Genomic DNA, 17,621 nt, shown 5'->3' with positions numbered 1-17,621 from the left:
ACCGTCTCAGACCAGGTGCAACTGCTCGCGCAGTTCACCGACCAGCACCGACAGGTCGGCGCCGTCCCCGGCGAACCCGAACACATAGTGGTCCGGCCGCACCAGCACCCCCGTCTGGCGAGTCTGCGCCAGGTAGGGCAGATACGTGCGCCGCACGTCCACCACTTCGTGATCCCGCGCCCGCTTCGGCAAGATCCCCGCCGGCAGCACCCGGACCAGGCGCGTCCCGATCGACTTGAGGAAGTCGAGGTCGTCCTGGGGCAACGTCTCGTACGGGTCGACGGTCGTGATCAGCTGGAAGCCCCGGCCGACCACATCGTCGAAGCGGTCCTTGACCGTGCCGCGCGCGACCACGCCCTGCGGCGACAGCTCACCGGCCCGCGGCGCCACCGACCCCGAGGCGTCACGGCGTACGACGCCGTCCTCCAGGGCGAACCACGATGGTGACAGCGACGGCGCGTCGGGCCGGGAGTGCAGGCCGATCAGATAGGCGTCGCGGCGTGCGGCGGCCGCGTGGTCGAGTTCGGAGACGATCCTGCCGACCTCGATGGACATGTCGATGGTGTGCCGCACCTGCCGGGACCGCTCCGCCTGGTACACGTCGAGCAGCGTGTCGCGGGCCGTGCCGCGCAGCACGAGGTCCAGCTTCCACGCCAGGTTCGCCGCGTCCCGGACGCCCGAGCACATGCCCTGCCCCGCGAACGGCGGCATCAGGTGCGCCGAGTCACCGGCCAGCAGCAGCCGTCCGGCCCGCCAGCTGTCGGCGAGGGCCGCCTGGAACGTGTAGACGATGTTGCGGGTCAGATCGGCGTTCTCGGGCGTCACGTCGTACGGTGCGAGCAGTTGCCACATGCGTTCGTGGGTGCTGAGCTCCTCGACGGACTCGCCCGGCAGCCGCATGAACTCCCAGCGGCGGTGGCCCCGGCCGGAGGCGACGATCGTGGTCGGCCTGTTCGGATCGCAGATCTGGACGTCGTTGGGGCGGAACGAGCGCGGCTCATGGAACACGACGTCGACGAGCAGCCAGTCGTGTGCGAAGCCGAGGTCGGTCAGCTTCGCGCCCATGGCGTCGCGCACGAAGCTGTTGGCGCCGTCGCACCCGACGACGTACGACGCCGTGACCCGCCCGTCCGGCGGTCCGCCGGCGCCCGGGGCGGTGATCTCGACCTGGTCGCCGTGGTCGGTGATCTGCCGCACCTCGTGCCCGAACAGGGCGGTGACGTTCGGCAGTTCGTCGACGTGCGCGCGCAGCGCCTTCTCGAACGTCGGCTGGTGCATGACGGTGGCGATCGGCCAGCCGTCGCGGCCGGGCTCGTATGGCGCCTCGAAGCTGAACAGCTCCCGGCCCGCGCCGTTCTGGAACATGTACTGCCCGAGCGGCTCGCCCAGTTCCATCAGCTCGGCACCGATGCCCGCCGTGGCGAACGTGCGCGCGGTCTCGCCGTCGAAGGCGACCACGCGCGGGAACGGGTACTGGTTCTCGTACTTCTCCAGGATGACGACCTGCCATCCGCGGTGGGCCAGAAGTATGGACAGGACAAGTCCCACCGGGCCGCACCCGACCACCGCGACGTCCGCGGTGAGACCGGAGGCCGCGGGGCCGGAGCGCGCTGCTGAGGACAACATCATGGGGGGCATCTCCGCGGTCGGGAAACGGAATCGATCACGCCTCCCGGATGATAGGGCCGAGGTGTCGAGGTGATTGCCCAGTTCTGCGACAGGGCTTCAGGGGACGATTCCCTCGATCTCCACCAGGAGACCGGAACGGCAGACGTCGACGTTCAAGTAGGCGGTCCTCGCGGCGGGTGAGAAATACTCCGAGCACATTCGTTGTACGACGGGAATGTCCTCGCGGTGGCGGACGTACACCTTGATGTTGTCGAGGTCGCTCAGTCCGGTGCGCCGCTCGATCTCATGGGCGGCGAGATTGTCCCGGGAAACGAGGTGGGCGATGTTGTCCAGCGAGAGTTCCACCTGCTTCACCAGATCGCCCTCGTGCAGCGTCTCGTGCCCTCGTATGCTCGCGGTGCCCGACACGTAGATCTGCCCGCCGCTGCGGTCGGTGTGCGTCGCGGCGAGGTAGGTGGCGCGCGCGAACTTCGGCGGGCGGGGCCCGTACTGCTGCGGGTAGCGGTAGGCGGACACCTGCTTGGAGTTCTCCACCGCGGTCGGCGCGGCCGACCGGCTGACCAGGAAGTAGAAGGAGATCCCGCCGCCCAGCGCGCCGATGCCGGTGGCGGAGGGTACCTCCTGGTCCCCGAAGTGGAACAGCTCGAACGCCTCCGCGCGCCCCCGGCAGAAGTCGCGGTAGACCTCCAGGCCGTCGGCGTTGTCCCCGTTGATGTCGGCCACGAAGTTCCACATCCGGAAGCAGTTCTTGTAGCCGAGGCCGTCCATCAGCTCCAGCGCGGTGCAGTACGCGGCACGGGTGGCTTCCGTGTAGCGACCGGCCTGGGGGATGCGGCCGGCCACGATCAGATATTCGCCGTCGTGCGCGTAGGCTACCTCCCGCACCACTCCGGTCTCCACCGGCCGGTCGGTGGTCCACACCTCGGCGAACGCCTCGTCCGCCTTGTGCGCCATGTGCAGGTCGATCGTCAGCGCGCCGTTCCCGATGCCCGGACCGGCCGGCTCGGTCGTGTAGTTGACGACTCCGAGAACGTTCGCGCGGAGCAGCGCGTCGGTGACATCGGCCGGATTCATGAAGGTGGAGGAAGGTAGGCCGAGGCCGACCGCCGGATTCACCTGAGTCATCGAAGAAGGCCTTTCTCGGGATCAGGAAATCGATCGGCCTCATTCGTAGCACCCGGAGTACGGGCATTTCGGGCCCGCCCGGCGTGGACCCTTGGAGCTGCGTGCGGACAGGGGGGTCATAGGGGTGGTTCCGCCCGGTGCCCCGGATTCGACAGGGGGAGCCCTTCCGGCGGCCCGATGACTCGGACTTTTCCTACTTGTTGTTCGGGCATGCTCGACGTCAGCATCGCGCCTGTCACCCGTAATGAGGGAGCGTCGTCGGAATGTTTCGCACCGAACTGATCCAGCCCCTGTCCGACCTGCTCCGCGATCACGCCGAGCGCATCCCCGGCAAGGTCGCCTTCCAGGACCACCGGCGGACCGTGACGTACGCGGAGCTGGAGCGGCGCACCCGGCGCCTCGGCGGACATCTGGCCGACCTGGGCCTGCAACCCGGCGACCGCGCGCTGATCCACCTCGGCAACGGCGTCGAGATCGTCGAGAGCTACCTCGCCGTCACCCGTGCCGGCGGCGTCGCGGTGCCGTTCAACCCGCACTGCGCCGACGCCGAACTCGCCTACGCCGCCGACGACAGCGGCGCCCGCGTGGTCATCACCGACCCTGCCCACCTGGAACAGGTACGCACCCTGCTGCCCGGCCGCCCCTACCTCAGGGTCGTCGTCACCGGCGATGCCCCCGAAGCCCTCCCGGGCAGCGGCGCGTTGGTGTCGTACGACGACCTCGTCGGCCGCGACCCGGCGCAGCCCGCGCGCGACGACCAGGGCCTGGACGAGGCCGCGTTCATGCTCTATACCTCCGGCACCACCGGCAAGCCCAAGGGTGTGCTGTCGACCCAGCGCTCCTGCCTGTGGTCGGTCGCCGCCTGCTACGCACCCGTCGTCGGCCTCTCGGAGGACGACACGGTGCTGTGGCCGTTGCCGCTGCACCACTCCCTGGCCCACGTGCTGTGCGTGATCGGCGTGACCGCGACCGGCGCCACCGCGCGCCTCCTCGACGGCTTCTCCGCCGACGAGGTGCTGCGCGCCCTCGACGAGGACACCTACACCTTCATGGCCGGCGTCCCGACCATGTACCACCACCTCCTGGAGGCGGCCCGCTCACGCCCCGCGCCCCCCGGCTCGACCACCCTCACCCGCTGCCTCACCGCCGGCTCCAACTGCCCTACCACGCTGCGCGCCGAGTTCGAGACGGTCTTCGGCATCCCCCTCCTCGACGGCTACGGCAGCACCGAGACCTGCGGCCTCATCACCGTCAACTGGCCGCACGGCACCCGCGTCCCCGGCTCCTGCGGACTGCCCGTGCCCGGGGTGACGGTGCGTCTGGTCGACCCCGACACCGCCGAGGACGTCGCGCAGGGCGCCGAGGGGGAGGTCTGGGTGCGCGGCCCCAACCTCATGCTCGGCTACCACAAGCAGCCCGAGGCCACCGCACAGGCGATGCCGGGCGGCTGGTACCGCACCGGCGACCTCGCGCGCCGCGACGCGTTCGGCTACCTCACCATCACCGGCCGGGTGAAGGAACTCATCATCCGCGGCAGCGAGAACATCCACCCCGGCGAGGTGGAGCAGGTCCTGCTGAAGGTGCCCGGCGTCTTCGACGCCGCCGTCGTCGGCACCCCGCACGACGTGCTAGGAGAGGTGCCCATCGCCTTCGTCGTCCCCGCCAAGGACGGCTTCGACCCGGAGCAGCTCTACGACGCCTGCCGCGCACAGCTGTCCGGCTTCAAGGTGCCCGAGGCCGTCTACGAGATCGACCACATCCCGCGCACCAGCTCCGGCAAGATCACCCGGCACGTCCTGCGCGAGCGCCCCGCACGGCTGCGCGCGGCGAGCGGCGGCCAGCACGAGGCACTGCTGCGCATGGACTGGGCGCCACTGCCCTCGCTGCGCACCGCCGGATTCCGGGCCGCCGCACGCTGGGCCGTCGTGGGACCGGACCGCTTCGGCCTCACCGCCGCCCTCACCGCCACCGGACTCCAGGTCACCCCGCACACCGATGCCGCCGCCCTGCACACCGCCCTGGCGGACGGCGAACCCGCGCCGGACGTGGCCGTGCTGTGCCTCCCCGACGACCTGGACCCCGGCGGCCGGCTCGCCCGTGCCGCACACACGGCCACCGACGAGGTGCGCGACGTCCTCCAGACCTGGGCCGGCGACGACCGCCTCGCCCTCTGCCGCCTGGTCGTGCTCACCCGCAACGCGGTCGCCGCCGGCGAGGAAGGCGTGCGTGACCTCCTGCACGCCCCGGTGTGGGGGCTGCTGCGCTCACTGCAGGTGGCCCACCCGCACCGGTTCACCCTCGTCGACATCGACGCCGACGACACCTCGCCCGGCGTGCTGCCGTCCGCGGTCGCCACCGACGAGCCGCAGCTCGCGGTGCGTTCCGCAAGCGTGCTGGCACCGCGTCTGAAGCGGGTGTCGGCCACCGTCAACTCCGGCCTCGCGCGAGGAGTCGACCCCCAGCGCACCGTCGTCGTCACCGGCGCGGCCGGCCCACTGGGCGCCGCCCTGGCCCGGCACCTCGTCGCCGCCTACGGCGCCCGGCACCTGCTGCTGATCGGCCCCCGCGGCCGGGGCGACGACGCCACCGCCCGGCTGGAGGGCGAACTCACCGCACTGGGCGCCCGGGTGGCCGTCGCCGCCTGCGACGTGACCGACCGCAAGGCCCTCGCCGAAGCGCTGGGCCGACTGAAGCGGCCCGTCGGCGCGGTCGTCCACTGCGACGGCGAGTACGCGGACGCACCCGGCGCCACCGGGCCCGACGAACGCGACGCGTTCCGCATGGCCGTCTCCGGCGCGGTCAACCTGCACCAGCTCACCAAGGACGGCGACGTACGCACGTTCGTGATGCTGTCCACCGTCGCCGGCGCCCTCGGCCTGCCCGGCTCGCAGGAGCGCGCGGCGGCCAACGCCTTCCTCGACGCGCTGGCCTGCTACCGCCGCGACCGCGGCCTGCCCGCCCTGTTCCTCGCCGCCGGTTCCCCGGACGCGCCCACCACCACCGGCCAGGTGCGTGACCTGCCCCACCAGGAGTTCACGGCGATGTTCGACATCGCCACCGGGGCCGGGATGACCCAGGCCGTGATCATGCGCATCGACAGCGCCGCCCTGCGCGAGCGCACCGCACAGGCCGAAGTGCCCCCGCTGCTGCGCGGACTGATCGACGTCTCCGCACCCCTGACGGCACCGGACGACCACCGGCTGACCGAACTGCGGCAGCACCTCACGGCCCGGACACCGGAGGAGCGCGACACCTTCCTGCTCGACCTCGTACGCACCGAGGTCGCCGCCGTGCTCGCCCTGGCCGGCACCGAACGCGTCGCCCCGCGCAGGACGTTCCGCGAACTCGGCCTCACCTCCGCCCACGCCGTGGACCTCCGCAACCGGCTCACCACCGCCACCGGCCTGCACCTGGCCGTACCGGTCGCCTTCGACCACCCGACGCCCACCGCGCTCGCCCACCACCTCAGGGCCGAACTTCTCGGCGGACGCCCCGCCACGGCGCCCACCGACGCCGCACCCGTACCGCTGGACGAACCGATCGCGATCGTCGGCATGGCCTGCCGCTTCCCCGGCGGCATCACCTCCCCCGAGGACCTGTGGCGGATCGTCGACACCGGCACGGACGTCGTGTCCGCGTTCCCCACCGACCGTGACTGGGACCTGGACGCCCTCGCCGCCGGCGCCAGCCACACCCGCCACGGCGGATTCCTCCACGACGCCGCCGACTTCGACGCCGGCTTCTTCGGCATCTCCCCGCGCGAGGCCCTGGCCATGGACCCCCAGCAGCGGCTGCTTCTGGAGGTGTCCTGGGAGGCCCTGGAACGCGTCGGCATCGACCCGGCGACGCTGCGCGGCACCGACGGCGGCGTGTTCACCGGCGTCATGTACCACGACTACGGCACCGGCCTGACCGCCGCGCCCGAGGGCACCGAGGGGTACTGGACCACCGGCACCGCAGGCAGCGTCGTCTCCGGCCGCATCGCCTACACCCTCGGCCTGCAGGGCCCCGCCGTGACCGTCGACACCGCCTGCTCCTCCTCCCTGGTGGCCATGCACTGGGCGGCACGCTCACTGCGCCAGGGCGAGTGCTCCCTCGCGCTGGCCGGCGGCGTCACCGTCATGTCGACGCCGGCCACGTTCGTCGAGTTCTCCCGGCAGGGCGGCCTCTCCGCCGATGGGCGCTGCAAGGCGTTCAGCGACAGCGCCGACGGCACCGGCTGGTCCGAGGGCGCCGGCCTCGTCGTACTGGAACGCCTGTCCGACGCGCGCCGCAACGGGCACCGTGTGCTGGCCGTGCTGCGCGGCAGCGCCGTCAACCAGGACGGCGCCTCCAACGGCCTGACCGCACCCAACGGGCCCTCCCAGCGACGGGTCATCGGCCAGGCGCTCGCCGCCGCCGGACTCGCTCCCTCTGACATCGACGCCGTCGAGGCCCACGGCACCGGGACCACCCTCGGCGACCCCATCGAGGCCCAGGCCCTCATCGCCGCCTACGGCCAGGACCGGCCCGCCGACCGGCCGCTGTGGCTCGGCTCGGTCAAGTCCAACATCGGCCACACTCAGGCCGCGGCCGGCGTCGCCTCGGTCATCAAGACGGTGATGGCCCTGCGCCACCGCGTCCTGCCCAGGACCCTGCACGTCACCGCGCCCTCCACCCACATCGACTGGAGCACGGGCGGCGTCGAACTCCTCACCACCCCCAAGGAGTGGACCGACCCCGGCCGCCCCCGTCGGGCCGGCGTCTCCGGCTTCGGCGTCAGCGGCACCAACGCGCACATGATCCTCGAGGAGGCCCCCGCGCCCGAGGCCGAGCCGGACGGTCCGGCGGACGCGCCCTCGGTTGCGCCTTCCGTCGTGCCCTGGGTGGTGTCGGCCAAGACCGCCCCGGCCCTCGACACCCAGCTCGACCGCCTGGCGGCGCTGGAGGCTGCCCCACTGGACGTGGCGCTGTCGCTGGCGACGACCCGGACCGCGCTGGAGCACCGGGCGGTGCTCGCCGACGGCACCGAGATCGCGCGCGGCACGGCCCAGGACCGGCAGCTCGCGCTCCTCTTCTCCGGGCAGGGCTCGCAACGGCTGGGCATGGGACGGGAGTTGTACGTACGGTTCCCGGTGTTCGCGGTCGCCTTCGACGCCGTCCTCGCCGAACTGGACCCCGGGCTGCGCGAGGTGATGTGGGGCCACGACGCCGACGCACTGAACGACACCCGGCACACCCAGCCCGCCCTGTTCGCCGTCGAGGTCGCGCTGTACCGCCTCGTCGAGTCCCTCGGGGTGACCCCCTCCTTCGTCGCCGGGCACTCCATCGGCGAGATCGCCGCCGCCCACGTCGCAGGCGTGTTCACGCTGGCCGACGCCTGCCGCCTGGTGTCCGCGCGGGCCCGGCTGATGCAGGAACTGCCGGCCGGCGGCGCGATGGTCGCCGTCGAGGCCACCGAGGACGAGGTGCTGCCGCACCTGACGGACCTGGTGTCGATCGCCGCCGTCAACGGCCCCCGCTCGCTGGTCGTCGCGGGCGACGAGGCCGAAGTGCGCACGTTCGTCGAGCGGTTCCCCGACCGCAAGACTAGGCGTCTCCTGGTCAGCCATGCGTTTCACTCGCCCTTGATGAACCCGATGCTGGAGGACTTCAGGGCCGCCGTCGCCGACGTACCGGCCGCCGAGCCACGCATTCCCGTGGTGTCGAACCTCACCGGCCGGCTCGCCGCGCCCGGCGAGCTGACCTCGCCGGACTACTGGGTCCGCCATGTCCGCGAGACGGTCCGCTTGCACGACGGCGTACGGACCCTGGGCGACCAGGGCGCGACGGCTTTCCTGGAACTGGGCCCCGACGGGGTGCTCTCCGCGCTGGTGCCGGACGCGCTCGACGCCACCTCCTCCGGTACGTCCCCGGCCGACGACGTACCAGTGGTCGCGCTACTACGCAAGGACCGCCCGGAGGAGGCCGCCGCGGTGACCGCGCTGGCCCGGCTCTACGCCGCCGGTACGCACGTCGACTGGGCGCCCCTCTTCGCCGGCACCGGCGCACACCGCGTCGACCTGCCCACGTACCCCTTCCAGCGGCAGCGCTACTGGCCCGAGCCCGCCCCCCGCCCCGCCGACCCGGTCGACGCGGAGTTCTGGGACCTCGTCGACGGCGGCGACCTGGCCGCCGAGGTCGACCTCGCCCCCGACACCGCCGCCGCCGTGGCTCCCGCGCTGGCGTCCTGGCGCTCCCGCAGACAGGGCCGTTCCGCTCTGGACGGCCGGCGCTACCGAGAGTCCTGGACCCGGTTGTCCCTGCCGCCCGGTGACGTGCCCGGCGCGTGGCTCGTCGTCGTACCGGCGGGGGAGCGGGACGCCTGGACCTCGGCGGTCGTGGACGCCCTGGGCGCCACGGTCCTGGAGGTCGGCGCGCCGGACCGCACGGCGCTCGCGGAGCGGCTGCGCGGCTTCCCCGGCACGGGCGTCGTGTCGCTGCTGGGCACCGGCCCGCGGACGTCGGGCGACGACACCCCCTACGCCCTCTCCGCCACCCTCGCACTCGTCCAGGCCCTCGGCGACGCCGACGTGTCCGCGCCCCTGTGGGCCGTCACCCGGGGCGCGGTGTCGACCGGCGACGGCGACCCTGTGACCGATCCCGCGCAGACGGCGCTCTGGGGCCTCGGCCGGGTCGTCGCACTGGAGCACCCGCACCGCTGGGGCGGACTCGTCGACCTGCCCGAAACCGTCGACGCGCGAGTGCTGCGCGTCGCCCTGGGCAACCCGCGCGGCGAGGACCAGCTGGCCGTGCGTGGCGACACCGTCTTCGGCCGCCGCCTGATACCCGCACCCCGCGCGGGCCGCACCGGAGGGTGGACACCCTCGGGCTCGGTCCTGATCACCGGCGGCACCGGCGCCCTCGGCGGCGCGGTCGCCGAGGCGCTGGCGGCCCGGGGCGCCGAGCACCTCGTCCTCGCCAGCCGCCGGGGCCCGCAGGCACCCGGCGTCGACGAGCTCGTGGCCCGCTTGACGGAGTACGGCGCCGAGGTGACCGTACGGGCCTGCGACGTCGCCGACCGCGAAGCCGTACGCGAACTGCTGGCCGGCATCCCCGGCCTCACCGCGGTCGTGCACGCGGCCGGCATCGACACCGGCGACGGGCCCGTCGCCTCCCTCACCCCCGAGCGGCTGCACACCGTACTGGCCGCCAAGCTCACCGCGGCCCGCCACCTGCACGAACTCACGTCAGACCTCGACGCGTTCGTCCTGTTCTCCTCGGGCGCGGCAGCCTGGGGCAGCGGCGGGCAGCCCGCCTACGCCGCCGCCAACGCCTACCTCGACGGCCTCGCCCAACTGCGCCGGGCCCAGGGACACGCCGCGACCTCCCTGCAGTGGGGCACCTGGGACGGCGCCGGCATGGCCGCCGACCCCGAGACGGCCGAACAGCTGCGCCGGCACGGCATGCTGCCGATGGAGCCGCGGCTCGCCCTGACCGCGCTGAGCGAGGCGGTCGCGGACGGCGAGACCGTCCTGACCGTCACCCACACGGACTGGCGGCGCTTCGCCCCCGGCTTCACCGCCGCCCGCCCCGCGCCCCTCCTGATGGAGATCCCGGAGTTCACCCGGTCCCTCACGGACATGGACGAGGACCAGGCCGGTGAGGCCCGCGCCCTCGCCGACCGGCTCTCCGCCCTGCCCGAGGACGAACGGACCGCCACCGTGCTCGACCTGGTGCGCACCCAGGCCGCCGCCGTCCTCGGACACCCCGGCGTCGACTCGATCAGCGTCGACAAGGCATTCCGCGACCAGGGCTTCGACTCGCTGACCGCCGTCGAGATGCGCGACCGGATCAGGGCCGCCACCGGCCTGCCGGTCCCGTCCGGGCTGGTCTTCGACCATCCGACGCCGCGCGCCGTGGCCGAACACCTGCTGTCCCGGCTCGCCGCACCCACCGGCTCGGCACTGACCGAACTCACCCGGCTGGAAGCGGCGTTGCCCTCCGCGCCGGCCGCCGACCAGGACGCCGTCCGGGAACGCCTGGAGAAGCTCCTCGCGAGCCTGCGCACGCCGGCCGCGCCGCGTTCCTCCGAGGACGACATCAACAGCGCTTCCGTCGAGGACCTCCTGTCGATCATCGACGACGAGTTGCTCGACCCTTCGTGACTTGCTGTGCCCGCATGACTTGTTGTGCCCGCGTGAAATGAGGACGGACCAGTGCAGGAAGAGCAGCAGGACAAGGTTGCCGACTACCTGAGGCGAGTCACCGTCGAGCTGCGCCGGGCTCGCGAACGCGTCCTCGAACTGGAACGCGACCGCACCGAGCCCATCGCGATCGTCGGCATGGCGTGCCGCTTCCCCGGCGGTGTCAGCACCCCCGAGGACCTGTGGCGCGTGGTGGCCGGGGAACGCGACGTCCTCTCCCCGTTCCCCACCGACCGAGACTGGGACTTGGAGACGTTGCGCTCCGGCGCCTCCCTCGCCACCGAGGGCGGCTTCCTCGACACGGCGGCCGACTTCGACGCCGACTTCTTCGGCATCTCCCCGCGTGAGGCGCTGGGCATGGACCCGCAGCAGCGCCTCATGCTGGAGGTGGCCTGGGAGGCACTGGAGCGGGCCGGCCTCGACCCGGCCGCGCTGCGCGGCAGCCAGACCGGCGTGTTCGTCGGCACCAACGGCCAGGACTACGCCGACCTGGTGTCAGTGGACGGCGACGGGCACGCCTCCACCGGCCTCATCGCATCCGTCCTCTCCGGCCGCATGTCCTACACCTTCGGCTTCCAGGGCCCCGCCGTCAGCGTCGACACCGCCTGCTCGTCGTCCTCGGTCGCCCTGCACCTCGCCGCCCAGGCGCTGCGCGGCGGCGAATGCTCCCTCGCCCTGGCCGGCGGCGTCACGGTCATGGCCACGCCGCACGCCTTCGTCGAGTTCACCCTGCAGCGCGGACTCGCCGCCGACGGCCGCTGCAAGGCCTTCTCCGACGCCGCCGACGGCACCGGCTGGTCCGAGGGCGCCGGCGTCCTCGTACTGGAACGCCTCTCGGACGCGGTGCGCAACGGGCACCGGGTGCTGGCGGTGGTGCGGGGTTCGGCGGTCAACCAGGACGGTGCGTCCAATGGCCTGACAGCGCCCAACGGTCCGTCGCAGGAGCGGGTGATCCGGCAGGCGCTCGCCTCGGCCGGCCTGTCCGCCGCCGAGGTGGACGCGGTCGAGGCACATGGCACCGGCACCGCTCTGGGCGACCCGATCGAGGCCCACGCCCTCATGGCCACCTACGGCCAGGACCGCGACGCCGACCGCCCGCTGCTGATTGGCTCGGTCAAGTCCAACATCGGCCACACCCAGGCCGCCGCCGGCGTCGCGAGCGTGATCAAGGTCGTGTACGCCATGCAGCACGGGTTGTTGCCGAGGACGCTGCACGTGGACGCGCCGTCGTCGCACGTCGACTGGTCGGCGGGTGCGGTGGAGCTGCTGACGTCCGCCACGGCCTGGCCGGAGTTGGGGCGCCCCCGTCGAGCCGGTATCTCGTCGTTCGGTGTCAGTGGGACGAACGCGCACGTGATCCTGGAGGCGGCGCCCGCGGAGGAAGCGCCCGAGCGCGAGGCGGGTCCTGTGCGCGGGGTGCCGTGGGTTGTCTCGGCCAAGTCCGAGGGGGCGTTGGGCGAGCAGGTCGAGGCGGTGCGGGGTGCCGAGGGCGATGCCGCCGACATCGGGTTCTCCCTGCTGACCTCGCGGTCGTTGTTCGAGCACCGGGCTGTGGTGCTCGATGGCGTGGAGATCGCCAGGGGTGTGGCGGGGGAGCGGCAGCTTGCGGTGCTGTTCTCCGGGCAGGGGTCGCAACGGCTGGGCATGGGCCGGGAGTTGTACGAGCGGTTCCCGGTGTTCGCGTGGGCGCTGGATGACGTGCTGGCTCATCTGGACCCGGCGCTGCGCGGGGTGATGTGGGGCGAGGACGAGGAGCTGCTGAACCGGACCGGTTACACGCAGCCGGCGTTGTTCGCCTTCGAGGTCGCGCTGTACCGGCTGGCGGAGTCGTTCGGTGTGAAGGCCGCTCATGTGGCCGGTCATTCGATCGGTGAGATCGCGGCCGCGCATGTGGCGGGTGTCCTCAGCCTGGAGGACGCGGCGAAGCTGGTGTCGGCTCGGGCGTCGCTGATGCAGGCGTTGCCGCCCGGGGGCGCGATGGTGGCGATCGAGGCGACGGAAGAGGAAGTCGCCCAACATATCAGCGAGTTGGCGTCCGTCGCTGCCGTCAACGGGCCGTCCTCGGTGGTGATCGCGGGTGACGAGGCTGAAGTCGAGCGAATCGCCGGACACTTCGGTGACCGCAGGACCAAGCGGCTGAAGGTCTCCCATGCCTTCCACTCGCCGTTGATGGAGCCGATGCTGGACGACTTCCGCACGGTCGTCGGTCAACTCCGCTTCCACACGCCGACGATCCCGTTCACCGCCAGTGGTGATGTGACGGACCCGGAGTACTGGGTGCGCCATGTCCGCGAGACGGTCCGTTTCCACGACCACGTCACCGCCCTCGGTGCGAAGGCGTTCCTGGAGATCGGCCCCGACGGCGTCCTCTCCGCGCTTGTCGAGGACGCCGTGCCCGCCCAGCGCAAGAACCTGGACGAGGCGACTGCCTTCGTCACCGCTCTGGCCCGGCTGTACGTCACGGGAATCCCGGTCGACTGGACGCCGTTCTATGAGGGCGGCCGCCGTGTGGACCTCCCCACCTACCCCTTCCAGCGTCGGCGCTACTGGCCCTCTGCCTCCGGTCGCGCGGTCGACGCCTCCGGGCTGGGCCTGACCGCCGTCGAACACCCGCTGCTCGGCGCGGCGGTCGAGGTCGCGGGCGGTGACGGTGCCCTGTTCACCTCGCGGCTGTCGGTGAGCACGCACCCGTGGCTCGCGGACCATGTCGTGGCGGGCCGGGTGCTGTTCCCCGGTACCGCCTTCGTCGAGCTGGCGCTGCGGGCCGGCGACGAGGTGGGCCTGGACCGGCTGGACGAGCTGACCCTGTCGGTGCCGCTGGTGCTGCCGGAGCGCGGGTCGATCCAGGTACAGGTCGCGGTCGGGGCGCCGGACGGCACCGGGCGCCGCCCGGTCACGGTGTACTCGCGGCTCGACGCCGACACCCCCTGGCTGGAGCACGCCACCGGGTTCCTCGCGGCGGGCACCGTCCACGACGACTTCGACGCGACCGCGTGGCCGCCGCCCGGGGCCGAAGCGGTCCCCGTGGACGGGCTCTACGAGAGCTTCGCCGACGCCGGTTTCACCTACGGCCCCGCCTTCAAGGGCGTACGAGCGGCATGGCGGCTCGGCGATTGCGTGTACGCGGAGGTTGCGCTGCTGGAAGGCACCGGCCCCGGTACGGACGCCGACGCGGCGGTATACGGACTGCACCCGGCGCTGCTGGATTCGGCGCTGCACGCCGCCGAGTTGAGCGCGGCCGGCGGCGGTCTGCCCTTCGCGTGGCAGGGCGTGTCCCTGCACGCCACCGGCGCGACCGCGCTGCGGGTACGGATCCGGACCGGCGACGAGTCGGTCTGCGTGGCCCTCGCCGACGGCACCGGAGCCCCGGTCGCCTCGGTCGACTCCCTGGTCACCCGCCCGCTGCCCAGCGGCGACCTCGGCACCTCGATCGCGCGCGAGGCGCTGTTCCACGTCGACTGGACGCCGGTCGAGCTGCCCGCTGAGGGCGCCGCCGACGTCGTACTCGAATACCTCGCGGCGCCGTCGGACGACGTCGTCGACTCGGCGCACGAGATCACCAAGCGGGTCCTGGCGAAGATCCAGGAGTGGCTTGCCGACGAGCGCCCCGAGCGTCTGGTGTTCGTCACCCGTGCCGGTGACCTGGCCGCGTCCACCGCCTGGGGTCTGGTGCGGTCGGCGCAGACCGAGCACCCCGACCGGTTCGGCATCATCGACTCCGACTCCGGCACCGAGTCGGATTCGGTTGAACTCGTCGCCCGGGCCATGAGCCTCGATGAGCCTCAACTACGCATCCGGGGTGGCGAGGTGGCCGCTCCGCGCCTCACTCGCCTCCTCCGGGCCGACACCCCGGCGGGCACCCGACCCGAGTGGGACGGCCAGGTGCTGATCACCGGCGGCACAGGCGGGCTCGGCATGCTCGTCGCCCGCCACCTCGTCACCGCGCACGGCGTGCGTGACCTGCTGCTGGTCAGCCGCCGGGGGGAGGCGGACACCGCCGAGCTGGAGGCGCTTGGCGCGCGGGTCGCAGTCGAGGCGTGCGACGTCGCCGACCGGGACGCCGTCGCCGCGCTGCTGGCACGGCACGAGGTGCGGGCCGTCGTGCACACGGCGGGAGTGCTGGACGACGGTGTCGTTGAGTCGCTGACCGGCGAACGTGTCGACACGGTGCTCGCGCCCAAGGTGGACGCGGCCTGGCACCTGCACGAACTCACCGCCGACCTGTCCGCCTTCGTCGTCTTCTCCTCCGTCGCCGGCACCCTCGGCACCCCAGGACAGGGCAACTACGCGGCCGCCAACACCTTGCTGGACGCCCTCGCCGAACATCGCAGGGCCGCCGGGCTGCCCGCGACCTCGCTGGCGTGGGGCCCGTGGCTGGCCGGCATGCTGTCCGGCGCCGACGCCGACCGCATGGCCCGTACCGGCATCCCCGGCATCACCGCGGAGCAGGGCGTCGAACTGTTCGACGCCGCCCTGACAACCGGTACGGCGGCCGTGGTGCCGGTGCGCCTCGATCTGCCGGTGCTGCGCGGACGCGGCGAGGTCGCGCCGATCCTGCGCGGCCTGATCCGGGTCCGGGCCCGGCGCGCGGTCGCCGGTTCGGACACCGCCGTGTCCCTCGCGCAGCGGCTGGCCGAACTGCCGGCCGAGGGACGGCGCGAGGCCGCGCTGGATCTGGTGCGCGGCCAGGTCGCGGCCGTGCTCGGCCATGTCGGCACCGACGAGATCGACCCCGGCCGGGCCTTCCAGAGCCTCGGTTTCGACTCGCTGACCGCTGTCGAACTGCGCAACCAGCTCACCGCCGCGACCGGCCTGCGCCTGTCCAGCACCCTGATCTTCGACTACCCGAACGCCGGCGCGCTGGCGGACCACCTCCTGGACGAACTGCTCGGCACCGACGCGCCGACGCCGGACCTGCCCGCCGTGGCCACCGCGTCCACGGCGGCCCTGTCCCACGACCCGATCGTCATCGTCGGCATGGCCTGCCGCTACCCCGGCGGCGTCGCCTCCCCCGAGGACCTGTGGCACCTCGTCTCCGACGGCGTCGACGCGGTCAGCGGCTTCCCGACCAACCGCGGCTGGGACGTGGACGCGCTCTACCACCCCGACCCCGACCACACCGGCACCTCGTACACAAGGTCCGGTGGCTTCCTGCACGACGCGGGCGAGTTCGACCCGGCGTTCTTCGGGATGTCCCCGCGCGAGGCACTCTCGACCGACTCGCAGCAGCGCCTGCTGTTGGAGACCTCCTGGGAGGCACTGGAGCGCACGGGCATCGACCCGCTGACCCTGCACGGCAGCCGCACCGGCGTGTTCGCGGGCGTCATGTACACCGACTACTCGGTGCTGATCAGCGGCTCGGAGTTCGAGGGCTACCAGAGCATGGGCAGCGCGGGCACCTTCGCCTCCGGCCGCGTGTCCTACACCTTCGGCTTCGAGGGCCCGGCCGTCACCGTCGACACCGCCTGCTCGTCCTCCCTGGTGGCACTGCACCTGGCCGCGCAGGCGCTGCGGAGCGGCGAGTGCACGCTGGCGCTCGCCGGCGGCGTGACGGTGATGTCGACGCCGTCGACCTTCATCGAGTTCTCCCGCCAGCGCGGCCTTTCCGCCGACGGCCGCTGCAAGTCCTTCGCCGACTCGGCCGACGGTGTGGGCTGGGCCGAGGGCGCTGGCATCGTCGTACTGGAACGGCAGTCGGACGCCATCCGCAACGGTCACCGGATCCTGGCCGTCGTCAAGGGCTCGGCGGTCAACCAGGACGGTGCGTCCAACGGGCTCACGGCGCCGAACGGTCCGTCGCAGCAGCGCGTCATCCGGCAGGCTCTCGCGAGCGCCGGTCTGTCCACCGCGGACGTCGACGCCGTCGAGGCCCACGGCACCGGCACCACGCTGGGCGACCCGATCGAGGCGCAGGCGCTGCTCGCCACGCTCGGTCAGGACCGCGATGCGGACCGGCCGCTGCTGTTGGGCTCCGTGAAGTCCAACATCGGACACACCCAGGCCGCCGCCGGTGTCGCCGGTGTCATCAAGATGGTCATGGCCATGCGCCACGGGTTGTTGCCGAGGACGCTGCACGTGGACGCGCCGTCGTCGCACGTCGACTGGTCGGGGGGTGCGGTGGAGCTGCTGACCTCCGACACGCCATGGCCTGAGGTGGATCGGGTACGTCGGGCCGGTATCTCGTCGTTCGGTGTCAGTGGGACGAACGCGCACGTGATCCTGGAGCAGGCGCCCGCGTCGAACGTCCCCGAGCCAGCGGTCGGCCCTGTGCGCGGGGTGCCGTGGATCGTCTCGGCCAAGTCGGACGAGGCGTTGAGCGAGCAGGTCGGGGCCCTGCACGGCGTTGAGGGCGACGCCGCCGACATCGGGTTCTCCTTGCTGACCACGCGGTCGCTCTTCGAGCACCGGGCGGTGGTGCTGGACGGCGAGGAGATCGCCAGGGGTGTGGCGGGCGGCGGGAAGCCCGTGGCCGTGCTGTTCTCGGGGCAGGGATCTCAACGGCTCGGTATGGGGCAGGAGTTGTATGGGCGGTTCCCGGTGTTCGCCCGTGCTCTGGATGGGGTACTCGCGCATCTCGACCCGGCGCTGCGGGGGGTGATGTGGCGCGAGGACGAGGAGGCGTTGAACCAGACCGGTCATACGCAGCCTGCCCTGTTCGCCTTCGAGGTCGCGCTGTACCGGCTGGCGGAGTCGTTCGGTGTG

The 17,621-nt window shown here is 72.6% G+C and carries 4 protein-coding genes (1 of these 4 only partly in view); 2 read left to right on the top strand and 2 right to left on the bottom strand.

Annotated elements, in window-relative coordinates; genetic code table 11:
* Nucleotides 1-6 precede the first annotated feature (6 nt).
* Together JEK78_RS00495 and JEK78_RS00490 are read right to left on the bottom strand one after the other, a co-directional pair.
* On the bottom strand, nucleotides 7-1,629 hold the full coding sequence (locus tag JEK78_RS00495; protein WP_242483212.1) for a bifunctional 3-(3-hydroxy-phenyl)propionate/3-hydroxycinnamic acid hydroxylase: 1,623 nt from the start codon (nucleotides 1,627-1,629) through the stop codon (nucleotides 7-9).
* Between the two features lie 96 nt (nucleotides 1,630-1,725).
* Nucleotides 1,726-2,754 carry an FkbO/Hyg5 family chorismatase gene (locus JEK78_RS00490; RefSeq protein ID WP_200262102.1) on the bottom strand — a complete coding sequence of 343 codons (1,029 nt, stop codon included), beginning with the start codon at nucleotides 2,752-2,754 and terminating at the stop codon, nucleotides 1,726-1,728.
* 263 nt (nucleotides 2,755-3,017) lie between these two features.
* Between JEK78_RS00490 and JEK78_RS00485 the strand changes: the two genes are divergently transcribed.
* Both JEK78_RS00485 and JEK78_RS23140 read left to right on the top strand, forming a co-directional pair.
* Complete coding sequence (locus JEK78_RS00485; protein ID WP_200262101.1) at nucleotides 3,018-10,880, top strand: type I polyketide synthase; 7,863 nt, start codon at nucleotides 3,018-3,020, stop codon at nucleotides 10,878-10,880.
* 51 nt (nucleotides 10,881-10,931) lie between these two features.
* A protein-coding gene (locus tag JEK78_RS23140; RefSeq protein WP_242483211.1) for a type I polyketide synthase crosses the window boundary here: on the top strand, nucleotides 10,932-17,621 show its start. 21,192 nt of this gene lie beyond the right edge of the window; 6,690 of the gene's 27,882 nt are visible here — the first part of the coding sequence; it begins with the start codon at nucleotides 10,932-10,934; its stop codon lies beyond the right edge, outside the window.

The organism is Streptomyces sp. HSG2, assembly GCF_016598575.1.
Taxonomy (GTDB): domain Bacteria; phylum Actinomycetota; class Actinomycetes; order Streptomycetales; family Streptomycetaceae; genus Streptomyces.
The sequence above is the reverse complement of the archived record's forward strand: the minus strand, read 5'-3'. Positions and strand labels throughout refer to the sequence as shown.

Bases quoted from the DNA above. Each gene is read 5' to 3' on its own strand.
- JEK78_RS00495 (WP_242483212.1), bottom strand. From the start codon at position 1,629: ATGATGTTGTCCTCAGCAGCGCGCTCCGGCCCCGCGGCCTCCGGTCTC.
- JEK78_RS00490 (WP_200262102.1), bottom strand. From the start codon at position 2,754: ATGACTCAGGTGAATCCGGCGGTCGGCCTCGGCCTACCTTCCTCCACC.
- JEK78_RS00485 (WP_200262101.1), top strand. From the start codon at position 3,018: ATGTTTCGCACCGAACTGATCCAGCCCCTGTCCGACCTGCTCCGCGAT.